Source organism: Pantoea sp. BRR-3P (genome assembly GCF_039621635.1).
Classification (GTDB): Bacteria; Pseudomonadota; Gammaproteobacteria; order Enterobacterales; family Enterobacteriaceae; genus Pantoea; species Pantoea floridensis.
On record NZ_CP155066.1, the window covers coordinates 608,808 to 625,299 of the forward strand.

Annotated in this window: 18 protein-coding genes; 15 read left to right on the forward strand and 3 right to left on the reverse strand. The window is 56.9% G+C overall.

Translation table 11 applies throughout. The features are described from left to right. The first annotated feature begins 64 nt into the window (after positions 1-64). On the forward strand, positions 65-331 hold the full coding sequence (gene sdhE, locus AAGR08_RS02790) for an FAD assembly factor SdhE (RefSeq protein WP_007890277.1): 267 nt from the start codon (positions 65-67) through the stop codon (positions 329-331). After that, the gene (locus tag AAGR08_RS02795; RefSeq protein ID WP_345828412.1) at positions 306-725 is read left to right on the forward strand and encodes a protein YgfX; all 420 of its coding nucleotides are present in this window, start codon (positions 306-308) and stop codon (positions 723-725) included. Before sdhE ends, AAGR08_RS02795 begins: the two co-directional genes overlap by 26 nt. Here AAGR08_RS02795 and fldB read toward each other — a convergent pair. Then, entirely contained in the window at positions 722-1,240 is a 519-nt protein-coding gene (fldB, locus tag AAGR08_RS02800; protein ID WP_345828414.1) for a flavodoxin FldB, read from the reverse strand. The genes AAGR08_RS02795 and fldB overlap by 4 nt on opposite strands. A gap of 94 nt (positions 1,241-1,334) precedes the next feature. Between fldB and xerD the strand changes: the two genes are divergently transcribed. From xerD to AAGR08_RS02860, 12 genes are all read left to right on the forward strand, one after another. Beyond that, entirely contained in the window at positions 1,335-2,234 is a 900-nt protein-coding gene (xerD, locus tag AAGR08_RS02805; protein ID WP_097097653.1) for a site-specific tyrosine recombinase XerD, read from the forward strand. Between the two features lie 22 nt (positions 2,235-2,256). Then, positions 2,257-2,970: a bifunctional protein-disulfide isomerase/oxidoreductase DsbC gene (gene dsbC / locus AAGR08_RS02810; RefSeq protein ID WP_097096158.1), complete on the forward strand. Its 714-nt coding sequence runs from the start codon at positions 2,257-2,259 to the stop codon at positions 2,968-2,970. Positions 2,971-2,976: 6 nt separating this feature from the next. Beyond that, a complete protein-coding gene (gene recJ, locus AAGR08_RS02815) occupies positions 2,977-4,704 on the forward strand; it encodes a single-stranded-DNA-specific exonuclease RecJ (RefSeq protein WP_097096159.1) in 1,728 nt (575 codons plus the stop codon). A gap of 199 nt (positions 4,705-4,903) precedes the next feature. Further along, positions 4,904-6,002, forward strand: a protein-coding gene (prfB, locus tag AAGR08_RS02820; protein ID WP_097096160.1) for a peptide chain release factor 2 whose coding sequence is annotated in 2 segments (ribosomal slippage) — positions 4,904-4,978 and positions 4,980-6,002 — 1,098 coding nt in all. Because the reading frame shifts where the segments join, the coding sequence is not laid out codon by codon here. Positions 6,003-6,011: 9 nt separating this feature from the next. After that, positions 6,012-7,532 carry a lysine--tRNA ligase gene (gene lysS / locus AAGR08_RS02825; RefSeq protein WP_345828416.1) on the forward strand — a complete coding sequence of 507 codons (1,521 nt, stop codon included), beginning with the start codon at positions 6,012-6,014 and terminating at the stop codon, positions 7,530-7,532. Between the two features lie 485 nt (positions 7,533-8,017). After that, on the forward strand, positions 8,018-8,869 hold the full coding sequence (locus tag AAGR08_RS02830; RefSeq protein WP_097096162.1) for a MurR/RpiR family transcriptional regulator: 852 nt from the start codon (positions 8,018-8,020) through the stop codon (positions 8,867-8,869). A gap of 262 nt (positions 8,870-9,131) precedes the next feature. Beyond that, complete coding sequence (locus AAGR08_RS02835; RefSeq protein ID WP_097096163.1) at positions 9,132-9,968, forward strand: transporter substrate-binding domain-containing protein; 837 nt, start codon at positions 9,132-9,134, stop codon at positions 9,966-9,968. Between the two features lie 2 nt (positions 9,969-9,970). Further along, complete coding sequence (locus AAGR08_RS02840) at positions 9,971-10,603, forward strand: urea carboxylase-associated family protein (RefSeq protein WP_097096164.1); 633 nt, start codon at positions 9,971-9,973, stop codon at positions 10,601-10,603. After that, a complete protein-coding gene (locus AAGR08_RS02845) occupies positions 10,587-11,234 on the forward strand; it encodes an urea carboxylase-associated family protein (RefSeq protein WP_345828418.1) in 648 nt (215 codons plus the stop codon). Before AAGR08_RS02840 ends, AAGR08_RS02845 begins: the two co-directional genes overlap by 17 nt. 3 nt (positions 11,235-11,237) lie before the next feature. Continuing rightward, positions 11,238-11,888 carry an amino acid ABC transporter permease gene (locus AAGR08_RS02850; protein WP_097096165.1) on the forward strand — a complete coding sequence of 217 codons (651 nt, stop codon included), beginning with the start codon at positions 11,238-11,240 and terminating at the stop codon, positions 11,886-11,888. Then, complete coding sequence (locus tag AAGR08_RS02855; RefSeq protein WP_345828420.1) at positions 11,888-12,553, forward strand: amino acid ABC transporter permease; 666 nt, start codon at positions 11,888-11,890, stop codon at positions 12,551-12,553. Before AAGR08_RS02850 ends, AAGR08_RS02855 begins: the two co-directional genes overlap by 1 nt. 13 nt (positions 12,554-12,566) lie before the next feature. Further along, a complete protein-coding gene (locus tag AAGR08_RS02860) occupies positions 12,567-13,241 on the forward strand; it encodes an urea carboxylase-associated family protein (RefSeq protein WP_345828422.1) in 675 nt (224 codons plus the stop codon). 115 nt (positions 13,242-13,356) lie between these two features. On the opposite strand, the gene AAGR08_RS02865 is transcribed toward AAGR08_RS02860, so the two are convergent. Further along, a complete protein-coding gene (locus tag AAGR08_RS02865) occupies positions 13,357-13,983 on the reverse strand; it encodes a serine protease (RefSeq protein ID WP_345828423.1) in 627 nt (208 codons plus the stop codon). A 364-nt stretch (positions 13,984-14,347) separates the two neighbouring features. Between AAGR08_RS02865 and AAGR08_RS02870 the strand changes: the two genes are divergently transcribed. Then, a complete protein-coding gene (locus AAGR08_RS02870; RefSeq protein WP_097096169.1) occupies positions 14,348-15,511 on the forward strand; it encodes an MFS transporter in 1,164 nt (387 codons plus the stop codon). Here the strand turns inward: AAGR08_RS02870 and AAGR08_RS02875 are convergent. Then, positions 15,508-16,428, reverse strand: coding sequence for a LysR family transcriptional regulator (locus AAGR08_RS02875; protein WP_345828426.1), 921 nt, complete (start codon positions 16,426-16,428; stop codon positions 15,508-15,510). The genes AAGR08_RS02870 and AAGR08_RS02875 overlap by 4 nt on opposite strands. Positions 16,429-16,492: the final 64 nt, after the last annotated feature.

A 16,492-nucleotide genomic window follows, 5' to 3' on the forward strand; every position in this document is an offset into this window, starting at 1 on the left:
CCTGCAGCGAGAAAAAAAAGCAGGTACACTGAGCCCCACTGTTTTTAGCCATGGAATGAGAGACATGGAAATTAATGACAAAGCCCGCGTCCAATGGGCGTGCCGCCGCGGTATGCTGGAACTGGATATCGCTATTATGCCGTTCTTTAAGTACGAATATGATTCGCTTAATGATACCGACAAGCAGGTGTTTATCGCGCTGCTGAAGAGTGACGATCCTGACTTGTTCAACTGGTTGATGAATCACGGTGAACCGGTGGATCCCGAGTTCAAACGCATGGTGAAACTGATTCAGCAGCGCAATCGTGAACGCGGTCCGGTGGCGATGTAATCTGCGGGCGTCACCCAGTGCGCGAGCACTGAATGTGGCGCTGTTTGCGCTGTGCGTGGCTTTACTGCTGAGCCTGAGCTGGCCAGACGAATGGGCGTGGTGTAAAGCGCCGATTTTAGTACTGCTGCTGGTGGAAGGCTGGCGTAACGAGCGACATCTGGTGCAGCGCGTAGGCTGTCTGGCGTTAGACGTGAACGGCGAGTGGCTGTGGCGTGAGGCGCGCTGGCGAACAGAACGTAAAGCGGATTGGCTGCCGTTTGGCGTCTTGCTGGTGCTGCGTAATCAGCAGGGTAAGCGCTGGCGGCTGTGGCTGATGCACGATAATCTGCCGCCCGGTGAATGGCGCACGTTACGCGCCTGCTGTTTTCTGCATGAGGGACAAACGCTGCCTTAAAGCAGCGCCGCGGTTTCTGTCAGAATCTGTTCGCACCACTGTTCGATGCGCTCATCACTCAATTCGAACTGATTCACATCATCAAGCGCTAAACCCACAAACTGTACGCCGTCGGCAGTCAGCGGTTTTTTACTGGTGAACTCGTAGCCTTCCAGCGGCCAGTAACCGACAAACTGCACGCCCATTGGCTGCAGCAGCTCGTGCAGCATGCCGAGCGCATCGAGAAACCATTCGGCATATTCACCCTGGTCGCCCATGCCGTACAGCGCCACGATTTTGCCGCGCAGATTCAGGGCCGGGATTTGCGGCCAAATCGCTTCCCAGTCTTCCTGCAACTCACCGAAATCCCACGTGGGAATACCCAGGATCAGCAAATCGTACTGCTCCATCAGCGACGGATCGTCATCTTTCAAATTGTGCAGCGTGACTAATTCTTCGCCGATAAAGTCGCGAATTTTCTCCGCAGTCATCTCGGTGTAACAGGTACTGGAACCGTAAAATAATCCAATATTCATGCAATTAATGCTCTGACTGAAACTGACTCGGGGGCAATTGTACCAGAAGCAGGCTACTTTCAGGCATAATGAGCACGATTTCACACGGGCGGAGATAACAGTGCAGGACAGCGATCTGATCGAACAGTTTCTCGATGCGCTTTGGATTGAACGTAATCTGGCGCAGAACACGCTCGCGTCCTACCGGCAGGATTTGCAAACGCTGATCGGTTGGCTGCACCATCACGATCGTACGCTGTTGACGCTAGAAGCGCTTGATTTACAGCAGTTTCTCGCCGAGCGCGTCGAGGGCGGCTATAAAGCCACCAGCTCCGCGCGCACCCTCAGCGCCATTCGCCGCTTGTGCCAATATTTGTATCGGGAAAAAGTGCGCAGCGACGATCCCAGCGCGCTGCTTTCTGCCCCTAAGCTGCCGCAGCGCTTGCCGAAAGATCTCAGCGAAAATCAGGTTGAACGCTTGTTACAGGCACCCAGCATTGATGTGCCGCTGGAACTGCGTGACAAAGCGATGCTGGAGCTGCTGTACGCCACCGGATTACGCGTTACCGAGCTGGTAGGGTTAACCATCAGTGATATCAGCCTGCGCCAGGGCGTGGTGCGGGTCATCGGTAAAGGCAACAAAGAGCGCCTTGTGCCGTTAGGTGAAGAGGCGGTTTACTGGATTGAATACTATATGGAACATGGCCGGCCGTGGCTGCTGAATGGGCAAACGCTGGATGTGATGTTCCCCAGCCAGCGTGCGCAACAAATGACGCGGCAGACCTTCTGGCATCGCATCAAACACTATGCGACCCTTGCCGGTATTGATAGCGAAAAGCTGTCGCCGCACGTGTTGCGCCACGCATTTGCCACACATTTACTGAACCATGGCGCCGATTTACGCGTCGTACAGATGTTGCTGGGCCACAGCGACCTCTCGACGACGCAAATTTATACGCATGTCGCCACTGAGCGCCTGCGTCTGTTACATCAACAGCATCATCCGCGCGCTTAACAAGCGGTAACAAGGATTTAAGATGAAAAAGCAGCTCACGATGCTGGCTCTGCTGGTCAGCGCATTCACTGGATTGGCGCATGCCGATGACAACGCCATTCAGCAAACGCTGAAAAAACTGGGCCTGCAACAGGCGGAAATCCAGCCCTCACCGCTGCCGGGCATGAAAACCGTGCTGACAGAAAGTGGCGTGCTGTATGTTTCTGAAGACGGTAAACATATGATTCAGGGGCCGCTTTATGATGTTAGCGGCACTCAGCCGGTTAACGTCACCAATCAGCTGCTGGACAAAAAAGTCAGCGCGCTGGCGCCTGACATGATTGTCTACAAAGCGCCTAAAGAGCAGCACGTCATTACCGTGTTCACCGATATCACCTGTGGCTACTGCCGTAAGCTTCATGAGCAGATGGCGGACTACAATGCGCTCGGCATCACCGTTCGTTATCTGGCTTTCCCGCGTGAAGGGCTGAACGGTCAGGTTGAAAAAGCCATGCGTGCCATCTGGTGCAGCGCCGATCGCAACAAAGCTTTCGATGCCGCGATGAAAGGCGATGCGCCGCAAATGGATGCGCCCGCCACCTGCAAAATCAATATCGAACAGCAGTACAAACTGGGCATCCTGTTTGGTATTCAGGGCACGCCGGCCATTCTTACCGATAGCGGTATGATGATTCCTGGCTATCAGGGACCGCAAGAGCTGAAGCAAGTGCTTGACGGCCAGAAGCGTGGCGGTTAACGCACAGTGATTCATTCTGTTGAACTCCGTCGGCGCGAAGCTGAGGCCGACGCCAGCTTGCCCGCTGATTTGCCCCCTTTGCTTCGTCGTCTCTATCTGCAACGCGGCGTGAAAGATGCGCTGGAACTGGAACGTGGTGCCAAACATTTGCTGCCGTGGCAAACCCTCGGCGGTATTGAAGGCGCGGTTACGCTGCTGCATCAGATGCTGCAAACCGGCAAGCGCATCGTGGTAGTTGGTGACTTTGATGCCGATGGCGCCACCAGCACGGCGCTAACTGTGCTGGCACTGCGTAGCCTGGGCGGTAACGTTGATTATCTGGTGCCAAACCGCTTTGAAGATGGCTACGGATTGAGTCCGGAAGTGGTTGAGCAGGCCAAAGCGCGCGGTGCAGAGATGATCCTCACCGTCGATAACGGTATCTCCTCGCACGCCGGCGTCGATACTGCGCATCAGCATGGCATTCCAGTGCTGGTTACCGATCACCATCTGCCGGGCGACACCTTGCCCGCCGCCGAAGCGATTGTGAATCCCAATCTCAACGATAGCGCATTCCCTTCGCGCTCGCTGGCGGGTGTTGGCGTTGCTTTCTATCTGATGCTGGCGCTGCGTGCGCATCTGCGTCAGCAAAACTGGTTTAGTGCCGGTCGTGCGGAGCCAAATCTGGCGGAACTGCTGGATCTGGTGGCGCTGGGCACCGTGGCGGACGTGGTACCACTGGATGCCAATAACCGCATTCTGGTGTGGCAAGGCTTAAGTCGCATTCGCGCGGGTAAATGCCGCGCGGGTATTCGCGCACTGTTAGAAATTGCCAATCGCGATGCGCGTCAGCTCGCCGCCAGCGATCTCGGTTTTGCTGTCGGTCCGCGTCTCAATGCCGCCGGTCGTCTGGATGATATGTCGGTTGGCGTGGCGCTGTTGCTCACCGAAGACATTTCCCAGGCACGCATGTTGGCGAATGAACTCGATGCGCTCAATCAGACGCGCAAAGAGATTGAGCAGGGCATGAAGAGCGAAGCGCTGGCGTTGTGCGATGAGCTTGAGCGCCAGCATACCGATCTGCCGCTTGGCCTGGCGTTCTATCATCCGGAGTGGCATCAGGGCGTGGTCGGCATCCTCGCTTCGCGGCTGAAAGAGCGCTTTCATCGCCCGGTGATTGCTTTTGCGCCTGCCGGTGACGGCACGCTGAAAGGTTCCGGTCGCTCAATTGCCGGTTTACATCTGCGCGATGCGCTGGAGCGTCTCGACACGCTGTACCCCGGCATGATGATTAAGTTTGGCGGTCATGCGATGGCGGCAGGTTTGTCGCTGCAAAGCGAAAAGTACGAACCATTCCGTGAACGTTTTGCCGCGCTTATTGATGAGTGGCTGGATGGCGAAGCGTTGCAGGGCGTGATTTGGTCAGACGGCGAACTGCATGCGCAGGAGTTTACGCTGCACACCGCTGAAATGCTGCGCGAAGCGGGTCCGTGGGGGCAGGCATTCCCGGAACCGGTATTCGACGGTAAATTCAAACTACTGCAGCAGCGCCTGGTGGGCGAACGCCATCTGAAAGTGATGATCGAGCCTATCGGCGGCGGCCCGCTGTTAGATGGCATCGCCTTCAACGTGGATACTACGCTGTGGCCAGACACCAGCGTGCGGCAGGTGCAGTTGGCCTATAAACTGGATATCAATGAGTATCGCGGCAATCGCTCGGTGCAGCTGATCATCGATCATCTCTGGCCGATGTAGGAAAAAATGAAGTCGCCATCAATGCGTTACTGGTTGTCCGTTAAGGCATGAAAAATCCTCATTACCGAGAGCACACATGGTAGCGGCGCAATTCAATGCGCGATAAATCGCGCCGCTACAAAGTGGGTGTGCTTTCGGGTAAACTAGCGCGTTAGTTTTTATCTCCTTTCACCGAATCGTCAAAAAAGACTGAAAAGCCATGTTTGAAATTAATCCGGTCAAAAATCGTATCCAGGACCTCAGTGAGCGCAGCGACGTTCTTCGGGGGTATCTTTGACTACGATGCCAAGAAAGAACGCCTTGAAGAAGTAAACGCCGAGCTGGAACAGCCGGACGTCTGGAACGAACCCGATCGCGCGCAAGCGCTGGGTAAAGAACGTGCTTCGCTTGAGGCGGTGGTTGAAACCCTGGATCATATGCGTCAGGGCCTGGAAGATGTGCAGGGCCTGCTGGATCTGGCGGTAGAAGCCGACGACGAAGAGACCTTCAACGAAGCCGTTGCCGAGCTGGATGCGCTGGAAGTGAAGCTGGGCGAACTGGAATTCCGCCGCATGTTCTCTGGCGAATATGACAGCGCTGACTGCTACATGGATATTCAGGCCGGTTCCGGCGGCACCGAAGCGCAGGATTGGGCCAGCATGCTGCTGCGCATGTATCTGCGCTGGGCCGAAGCCAAAGGCTATAAAACCGAAATTATCGAAGAGTCAGACGGTGAAGTGGCTGGTACCAAATCCGCTACCATTAAAATCATCGGCGACTACGCGTTTGGCTGGTTGCGTACCGAAACCGGCGTCCATCGCCTGGTGCGTAAGAGCCCATTCGATTCCGGCGGCCGTCGCCATACCTCATTCAGTTCGGTGTTTATCTACCCGGAAGTGGATGACAACATCGATATCGACATTAACCCCGCCGATCTGCGTATCGACGTTTACCGTGCCTCCGGTGCGGGCGGCCAGCACGTTAACAAAACCGAGTCTGCGGTGCGTATTACCCACTTGCCGACCAACATTGTGGTGCAGTGCCAGAACGACCGTTCACAGCACAAGAACAAAGATCAGGCCTTCAAGCAGTTACGCGCCAAGCTTTACGAATATGAGATGCAGAAGAAAAACGCGGACAAGCAGGCAGCGGAAGATAACAAGTCTGATATCGGCTGGGGCAGCCAGATCCGTTCTTATGTTCTCGACGATTCACGCATCAAGGATCTGCGCACCGGCGTAGAAACCCGCAACACCCAGGCGGTGTTGGATGGCGATATCGATCGTTTTATTGAAGCAAGTTTAAAAGCAGGGCTATAAGGAACCGACATGTCTGAACAACAACCGCAGAGCGCTGATGCCGCCCTTGAGTTAAATAACGAACTGAAAGCGCGTCGCGAAAAACTCAACGCGCTGCGTGAAAAAGGCGTGGCGTTTCCCAACGATTTCCGCCGTGATACCACGTCCGATCTGCTGCACGCCAGCTATGACGAAAAGAGCAACGAAGAGCTGGAAGCGCTGGGCGTCGAAGTGAGCGTGGCCGGTCGTATGATGACGCGCCGCATCATGGGTAAAGCCTCCTTCGCCACCCTGCAGGATGTCGGCGGCCAGATTCAGATCTACGTATCTCGCGACGATCTGCCAGAAGGCGTTTACAACGAGCAGTTCAAAAAGTGGGATCTCGGCGATATCCTTGGCGCGCGCGGTAAGCTGTTCAAGACCAAAACCGGTGAGCTGTCGATCCACATCTCTGAGCTGCGTCTGCTGACCAAAGCGCTGCGTCCGCTGCCGGATAAATTCCACGGCCTGGCCGATCAGGAAACCCGTTATCGTCAGCGTTACCTGGACCTGATCTCTAACGACGAATCACGTAACACCTTCAAAGTACGCTCAAAGATCATGGCCGGTATTCGCCAGTTCATGGTTAACCGCGACTTCATGGAAGTGGAAACGCCAATGATGCAGGTGATTCCTGGCGGTGCCTCTGCGCGTCCGTTCATCACCCATCACAATGCGCTCGACATCGATATGTACCTGCGTATTGCGCCAGAGCTGTACCTGAAGCGTCTGGTGGTAGGCGGTTTTGATCGCGTGTTCGAGATCAACCGTAACTTCCGTAACGAAGGTATTTCGCCGCGTCATAACCCAGAGTTCACTATGATGGAACTTTATATGGCGTATGCGGATTACAAAGATCTGATCGAGCTGACCGAAAGCCTGTTCCGCACTCTGGCGCAGGATGTTTTGGGCACCACCGAAGTGCCGTATGGCGATCACAGCTTCGATTTCGGCAAGCCGTTTGAGAAGCTCACCATGCGTGAAGCGATCAAGAAATACCGTCCGGAAACCGACCTGAGCGATCTGGAAGACTTCGATAAAGCGGTGGCGATTGCTAACTCGCTGCATATCAAAGTTGAGAAGAGCTGGGGACTGGGCCGCGTGGTCACGGAGATCTTCGAAGAGACCGCCGAAGCGCACCTGATTCAGCCAACCTTCATCACCGAATATCCGGCTGAGGTTTCCCCGCTGGCGCGTCGTAACGACGAGAACCCGGAAATCACCGATCGCTTTGAATTCTTCATCGGCGGCCGTGAAATCGGTAACGGCTTCTCGGAGCTGAACGATGCAGAAGATCAGGCTGAGCGTTTCCTGCAGCAGGTGAATGCCAAAGATGCCGGTGATGACGAAGCGATGTTCTACGATGAAGATTACGTCACCGCATTGGAGCACGGCCTGCCGCCAACCGCAGGTTTGGGTATTGGTATCGACCGTATGGTGATGCTGTTTACCAACAGCCACACCATCCGCGACGTGATCCTGTTCCCGGCACTGCGTCCAACCGGCAAGTAATCCTCTCCGATATCTCGTAGGGTCGCCATTCATAGTGTAATGCCGCTCAGTTAAGCGCTGAGCGGCTTTCGTTCGCCCTCGGCTGGGGCAGTTTCAGCTATGCCGTGCGGCGACCGAGCAGAGGGCGCCTGGCCGCGCCCTCTGCACTCCCCGGCCTTGCGCCAGCCCAACCCGCCGCTGCGCGGTGCCTTCACTCGATCGCGATTCCTGACGGACCGGCGGCGATTCGCTCCTGCTCAGCGCCGCCTCTCGCCGCATCCCTGCGGCTCGCCCTGGAATCCCTCGCTCGCTCAGCGGGCTGGGATGTCGCCTCAACACCCGCGCTGAAGCATCAATGCCTATTTCCTGAATCACCCTCGCTGTAACGCTTGTAGGGGCGCCATTCATGGCGACCTTTTTTTATTCCAGCGGCATAAAACAAAATTCCTGATGACAACCCGGCACGCTCTGTGCAGGATGGTTTTTTTCATTTTCAGGGAAACACCATGAGTGCAAAAGCGGCAACGTTAGAGGGCCGGATTCGTCAGCACTGGGATCAGCTCTCCAGCCACGAACAGCGCTTAGCCGACGTGCTTCTCGCCGCGCCCGGGCAGTTAGCCATGAACACCGCCACTGAACTGGCGCACAGCGCAGGCGTTTCGAAAGCCACCACCACACGTTTCTTTCGCCATCTCGGCTATGAGAGTTATGAAGCCGCACGCCGTCAGGCGCGCGAGATGCAGAGCAGCGGTTCGCCGCTTTATCTGCAACCGGCACCCAGCGCATCGCCGCTGGCCAGCATCATGCAGCAGCACCTGGAAAAAGAGATCGCCAACCTGGTCAACAGCTATCGCACGCTGGATAGCGAACAGCTGCAGCAGGCGGTGACGGCTATCAGCCAGGCACGCCGTGTGGTAGTGATGGGCTGGCGCCACAGCCAAACCATTGCACATTTGATCTATCGCGATCTGATTCATATCCATTCTGATGTGCGCCTGCTGCCGCGTCCGGGCGATTCGCTGGCGGAACATATGGCAGCGCTGACGGCGCAAGACGTGGTGATTTGCGTCGGGCTGCGCCGCCGTATGCCGGCGCTGGAAACGGCCATGAATGCATTAGCCGAGCGCAATGTGCCCATGCTGTATATCGCCGACGTGCTCTCCGGCAAACCGGCGCGCCACGCGCAATGGGTGATTCGCTGCCATACCGATAGCAGCCTGATCTTCGATAGCACCGCCGCGCTCTCTGGCGTGTGTAATCTGCTCTGCTCACTGGTGGCCCGACAAATGGGTAAAGCCAGTAACGATCATCTCGCGCAAATTGAAGCGCTGCACCAATCCCTCGATGAACTAGAATAGTGCGCCGTGCTGGCGCACTGCGCGCCAGAAATCTCACCAAAGCAGTGCAATCCTGCCAACTCTCTCTCCAGCAACAGCCGCCATCCCGCTCGCTTGTGAAACCTAAGAAATTAAAAATAAAAATCAAGAAACAGTTGTTTCCAGTTGATTTTATTAGCTAAAGATTGACCTGGCGTGATGCCCTCTGCGCAGTGGTGAAAAAACTGGCACAAAACATGCTCAGTAGAAAAAGACATTTCACCAACACCAGGGAAACACCATAATGAAAAAAACAGCACTGCTGATCGCCGCACTTCTTTCCGTTGGCACCGTGGCGCAGGCGCAAGCCGACACGCTGTCCGACATCAAAAGCAGCGGCAAAATCACCGTCGGTATCGATCCAACCTTTCCGCCATACGAATACACCGACGACAAAGGCGAGATCACCGGTTACAGCGTGGCGATCATGCAATCCTTCGCAAAAGATCTCGGCGTGAAACTCGAGTTTCAGAAAACCGCCTTCAGCGGCATTCTGCCGGGCCTGATCTCTGGCTCCTTCAATGCTGAAGGCTCCTCTCTCAACGTTACCGCTGAACGCGCGAAGAAAGTGTTGTTCACCGTGCCGTACAGCAAAACCGTTAACGGCGTGCTGGTGCGCGAAGCAGAGGCGAAAACCTTCAGCGGTAAAACCCTGAGTCCGGAAAGCTTGTCTGGCCTGCGCGGCGCAGTGAAAACCGCCAGCGTGCCCGAACAGCTGCTCAAGGGTTTCAACGAGCAGCTGAAGAAAGAGGGTAAAAAACCCATCGTCATTATCAACGTGGATTCGCTGGACCAAACCGTCAGCACGCTGATGACCAAACGCGCCGATTTCGTCTATGACGACATCTCAGTACTGGCGCCGGTAGCGAAAAAATACGCCGGTAAAGTGGCACAGGTGGGCGAAGTTGGTCCGTCACAGTGGATGGGTTGGGCGACGCGTAAAGAAGATGGCAGCCTGAACAAAGCCATTAGCGATCATATTCTGGCGATGCAGAAAGATGGCGAGCTGACCAAACTGCAACAGCAGTATCTCGGCACCACCTTCACCGTGCCCGCCAGCGACTTCATTCCGCAGGAGTAACTATGTGCCAGTCCAACCTGACGGTGCCCGCCGGCTTTGGCAAAACCTTTCGCGTGCGTAAAGGCCAGTTTATTACCGTAATTGATAGCGCAGGGCAGCAGGCCGCCGATTTTGTCGCGGTTAACGCCGACGATCTCAACGAAAAGCTGTCGCCGGTGCATACGCGCCAGCAGCTGCGGTCGCTGTTCTTCAAACCCGGCGATGCGCTGTGGTCGAGTGAAAACCGCCCGATGCTGCGCATTCTTGCCGACAGCATCGGCATTCACGATGCCAACGTACCGGCCTGCGATCGCACGCGCTTTAGCGTCGATTTCGGCGTGGAAGGGCATCGCAACTGCGTTGATAACCTGCTGGAAGGGATGAAGGCATTTGGGGTGACCTACTTCTCGCTGCCGGAGCCATTCAACCTGTTCCAAAACGGTCCGGTTACCGCCGATGGCCGCATGGAAGTCACCGATCCCAACAGCAAAGCGGGCGATAGCATCACTTTTGAAGCGCTGTGCGACCTGATCTGCGCGGTGTCATCCTGCCCGCAGGACATCATTCCCGGCAACGGTTTGCAGGTGACGCCCATCGACATCGTGGTCAGCGACCATTTTCACGCTCAGGAGATGAATCATGCTGTTAATGCGTGAACGTTATGAAGAAACCACCGTGCGCACGCTGGCTGAACCGGTGCAGATTGCGCCGGGCAGCGTAGGTTCGATTCGCGTGCTGCGCGGTCAGCTGCTGCGCATCACCGCGCTGGGCGAGGGGGCCGTCGCGTCGCTGTTTGGCTTTAGCCTTGCCGATCCCGCCGTATGGTTGTCGGTGCACCACACGCGGGTGTTCAGCAACAGTTATCTGCTCGGTTCCGGGATGCGTCTGGTGAATAACCGTCGCCGTCCGATGATGGTGCTGGGCAAGGACAGCGTAAAGCGTCACGACCTGCTGCTGCCCGCCTCGACCACCGCGTTTCTCGCCGAGCGTGGCTATCAGGGCGAGGGTTGCCTTGAGGGCGTGCGCGGCGAGCTGGCGCGTCTTGGTCGGGTGGTGCCGAAGCTGCCCGATCCGATCAACTTGTTTATGCACGTCAAGCTCACGCGCGAGGGCGATATTCTGCCGGAAACCAATCAGACCAAAGCCGGCGACAGCATTACCTGTCGCGTGGTGATGGATACGGAATTCATCGTCTCCGCCTGCAACACCGGCATTGAGGATAACGATAAGCCCGCGCCGCTGCTGCTGTCGGTGGCGGAAAACCTGCACGACTTTAACGCGGAGTAACGCATGGGGCTGGATCAACAGGTAGTGGCCGCGCTGCCGGAACTTGGACGCGGACTGCTGATGACGTTGCTACTCACCGTGCTGGCGTCGCTCGTCAGCGTGGTAATGGGGCAGCTTGGCTGCTTCCTGCAGCTGCGTCGCGCCTGGATCTGGCGCACCATCGGCCGCCTGTATGTCAGCGTGATGCGCGGCACCCCGGCGATTGTGCAGCTGTTTGTGGTGTTTTTCACCTTGCCGCGCCTGGGGTTGGGTGGTCAGCCGATGCTGGCGGCGGTGATTGCTATCGGCCTCAACAGCGGCGCTTATGTGGCGGAAATCCTGCGCGTTAATCGCAGTTTGGTGACGCGCGGACAGCTTGAAGCGGCGCGCACGCTGGGCCTGAGCCGTTTTCTCAGCTGGTGGTATGTGATTAATCCCCAGGTGATGCGTGCCAGCCTGCCGATGCTGGTCAATGAGTTCACCATTCTGCTGAAAACCACGCCGCTGGCCTCGGTGGTGGCGCTGACCGAGTTGACCTACGCCGGGCAAATTGTCATCGCCCGCACCTACGAAGCCACCCAGGTGCTGCTGCTGGTGGCGGCCGGATATCTGTTGATCGCCATGCCGTTGATTGCAGCGGCGCGGCGTCTGGAAGCAAAACGGAGGATGGCATAATGGATTGGCAGGCAATTATCACTTCCTTGCCGTCGCTCGCTGACGGCCTGGTGGCTACCCTGCAGCTCTGTTTAGTGGCGGCACTTTGTTCACTGCTGTGGGGCGCGCTGTTGGCCGTACTGCTGATGCGCGCCTCGCCGTTCTGGCTGCGTCTGCTCAATCTCTACAGCGGCTTAACCCTCGCGCTGCCGCTGCTGGTGGTGATCTATCTGCTCTACTTCGTGCTGCCGGAATATGACATCACGCTGTCGTCGCCGGTAGTGGGTGTGCTGGCGCTAACGCTCTACTACGCGCCCTACATTGCGCAGGTGGTTCGCTCGGCGATTGATGCGCTGCCGAAAGGGCAGTGGGAAGCGTGCCGCGTATTGGGCTTAAGCCGCCGCGAGCAGCTGCGCGATGTGGTGCTGCCGCAAACCCTGCCGCAGATGCTGTCGCCGTTGGTCGGGCTGATGATCGGATTGATTAAAGACTCGGCGCTGCTATCGATTGTCTCGGTGCAGGAGTTTATGTACGCCGCCAAACAGGCGATTTCGGATACCTACGCGCCGCTGGAGATCTATCTCACCGTGGCGCTCTGTTACTGGCTGCTCAACAGCGCGATCGACTGGCTGGCGCGCGGCCTCGAATCCCGCATGACGCGCTATCGTCGCGCCATGCAGCATTAATCTGGAGAACAACATGTCAGCTGAATTTCAGCACCGTGAAGCGATTATCATCCCGGCACGCTACGGCAAAGCGGTGCGCCTGAAGCAGGGCGAAGCGGTACAGGTGATTAACCTGCACGGTACCCAGGTGGTAGATTGCTGGGCCTATAACGCCGAGGATGTGAGCGAATATATGTGTATGGAGGCGACGCGCGTGTGGAATCAGCGTCTCAATCCTAAAGTGGGCGACAGCTTCATCACCAGCCAGCGCCATCCGATTTTGACGCTGGTGGCGGATACGTCGCCCGGCGTGCACGACACCTTTATGGCCGCCTGCGACGCGCGGCGCTATGAGCTGCTCGGCTGTACCGAACCGCATCGCAACTGCCATGACAATCTGTTTGAGGGGATGCGCGAGCTGGGCGTGACGCTGCCGCACGGTAATCTGGCGTCATTTAATATCTTTATGAATATTCAGGTGCAGCCGGACGGCATTACGCTAAAGACGCTGCCGGTAGTGACCAAACCGGGCGACTACATCGTGCTGCGCGCCGAGATGGATTGTTTTGTGGCGTTCTCGGCCTGTCCGCAGGATATCGTTAGCATTCAGGGGCAGGGCGATAATACGCCGCGTGATGCCGAGCTGCGCATTTTGACCAGCGGATTCCCGCAGGTGCAGCTGAAGGGCGCGTGGGTTCCCTCACCCTAACCCTCTCCCGCAAGCGGGAGAGGGAACTGACCGAGCGAGCATGTGGCAGGGTATTTCTTTTATTCCCTCTCCCTGTGGGAGAGGGCTAGGGTGAGGGCATCAGCCCGCAGCAAATCTACGACTTAACCACCCCATCCAGCCACGCCTGAAAACGCGCATAGGGCACATACAGCGCCACATTTTTATACAGCGTTTTACCGCTCTCATTATCGTCGATCTGGCTGCTGTAGCCGACAATCACACCCGCCAATGTATCGTCGCTGGCGTTATACACGGCGCCGCCGGACATACCTTTCACCACGCCGGCATTGGCCGCCACCACTACGCAGCTGGCCTTATTCCAGTCATTCGCCAGCGTGGTGTTGATCAAATTCTTGCCGCTTGATGACACCGGCATCGCCGAAATAAAGCTGTAGCCATACAAATTCACGTTGTCGCCAATATGGCTGTTGCGAAAAGGCGGTGGCAGATTAGCTTCACTGTTTTTGTGGTACACCACCGCGATATCACATTCAGGATGCCAGGCTTTGACCCGATACAAGGAAAACTTCGCTACGTGCGCCGCCGTCAGGCTGTAGTCACGCGTAAGAGGAATGGTGGTGCCGAGCGCACCAATACCCAGAACGGTGGGAATACCGGTGACGGTCATATCGACGCGTTTTGCTGCTTCTTTGCTGTATTCGTAATGCCCAACAGAGCAGCCACTCAGGCAGCCAACCGTTAGCGCGATGAGCCATCGCATACGCTCTCCCCTCGATTTTTGACACCCCCTAACCGGGCAATCCATTGAGGTATCGGCAGTACGCGTCCATCCTTTACTGACTGATTTATTGCCAAAAACTGTTCCACTGTGACCACCGTCACATCCTGCTACAAGCGTAGCGTGAAAACGCCAATCTGTCTCAATGGTTGGTTTCGGTCATTTTTCCGCGCGGCGATTATTGCTGTGCGGGCAAAATAGCCTTGCGCCACGCGGGGTGGTTGCGGTGCAAGGGCTATGCTTTAATAACAATGTGACGTAGTTCAAATTTTAATAAGCGTCTGTTGTAACCGTACTGCGCTCGCAGTGCGGCCCGCCTGCAAAAAATTTATTGGGAGAGTGTGTTATGCCTGTTGCATTACTGGCGCTGGCGCTGAGTGCGTTCGCCATCGGCACCACGGAATTTGTCATTATGGGATTACTGCCGGATGTGGCGGGCGATCTTCAGGTGTCGATCCCCTCTGCGGGATGGTTGATCAGCGGTTACGCGCTGGGCGTGGCCATTGGTGCGCCGATCATGGCGCTGCTGACCGCTAAACTACCGCGGAAGAAGACGCTGATTCTACTGATGATCATCTTCATCATCGGTAACGTGCTCTGTGCGTTGGCCTACACCTATAACCTGCTGATGCTGGCGCGTGTGGTGACAGCGCTGTGTCACGGCGCCTTCTTCGGCATTGGCGCGGTGGTGGCCGCCAGCCTGGTGGCACCGAGTCGTCAGGCTTCTGCCGTGGCGCTGATGTTCACCGGCCTGACGTTGGCCAACGTGCTCGGCGTGCCGTTGGGCACCTGGTTCGGTCAGATGTTTGGCTGGCGTGCCACCTTCTGGGGCGTGGCGATTATCGGCATCTTCGCCTTTATCGCGCTGATTGTTAGCCTGCCGAACAACAAAGAAGAGAAGCCGGTGCATCTGGCGAGTGAAATCAGCGCGCTGGCGAATGGCAAACTGTGGCTGTCGCTGCTGATGACGGTGTTCTTTGCGGCGGCGATGTTTGCCCTGTTCAGCTATATCGCTCCGCTGTTGCTGCAGGTGACCGGGATTAGCGATCGTGGCGTCAGCTGGACGCTGTTCCTGATCGGCGCTGGTTTAACGGTCGGCAATATCCTCGGCGGCAAGCTGGCCGACTGGAAAGTGTCGTTCAGCCTGATCCTCAGCTTTGTACTGATTGCGGTATTCTCGCTGCTGTTCAGCTGGACCAGCCATGCGCTGTGGCTGGCGGAAATCACGTTGTTCCTGTGGGCAATGGCGACCTTTGCCACCGTGCCGGGCCTGCAGATTAACGTGGTGCGCCACGGTAAAGATGCGCCAAACCTGGTTTCCACGCTCAACATCTCCGCTTTCAACGTCGGTAACGCGCTTGGCGCATGGGTCGGTGGTGCGGTGATCGAGAAAGGTTACGGCCTGACGTCGGTGCCGGTTGCGGCGGCGGCGCTGGCGGCTATCGGATTGGTGATCTGCCTCGTCACCTTCCGCAAATCGGGCGGGCAGGGCGAAGCAGTCAACGCTTAAGCTAATTGCTCGGCAATACGTTGTGGAAACGCGGCTACCTGCTGTTGCAGGTGGTCGCAGAAGTGATCGACCAGCGCCGAAGCCGGTCGATGCTGTGGCCGCACCAGGCTGACGGTAAACGGTACGGCGATACTGAAGCGCCGCATCACCACTCCGCTGGCGGCGTAATCAAGCGCCGTCAGCGGATTCACAATCGAAATCCCCACGCCCGCGCGCACCATTGCGCATACCGACGCCGCACTGTGCGTCTCCAGCACCAATCGACGATCCACCTCCTGCTCATGAAACAGCGAATCCAATAGCTGGCGATAGCTATCGCTGCGCGACAGGCTGACGTAATTCTCGCCGTGGAAATCCTGCGGCGTCAGTACCGCGCGCTGGCACAGCGGATGCTGCGGCGGCAGCACGCACACTTCATCACAGGTCAGCAGCGGCAGGCGCTCGGTGCCGGCAGGTGCATGCTGGGTTTCGGTTAGACCGAGATCGTAGCGCTGCGCCGATAGCCACTCTTCCAGCAGCGGCGACTCCTGCGGAATGATATTCAGGCTAACCTGTGGATAGCGCTGCAAAAAAGGTTGCAGCAGCGGCGGCAGCAGCGACTGCGAAAATACCGGCAAACAGGCAATCGACAGTTCGCCCTGGCGAAACTCACGTAATCCTTCGGCGGCATCCATGATGCGATCGAGACCGTACCACGAGCGCTGCACCTCTTCGTATAGCCGCAGGCCTTGCACCGTCGGCTGCAGGCGTCCGCGCACTCGCTCAAACAGCTGCAGGCCGAGCTGCTGCTCCAGCCGCGCCAGCTCGCGGCTTACCGTCGGCTGCGAGGTGCGCAGCAGCGTCGCCGCCTGCGTCAGGTTGCCGCTGGTCATCACCGCGTGAAAAATTTCGATATGTCGCCAGTTAATTTTTGCCATTGCGCCCTCAGCTAAAGCCATATCATATTTGTATAGCTGTCGCTAAAACAGATATTTTTCTGAA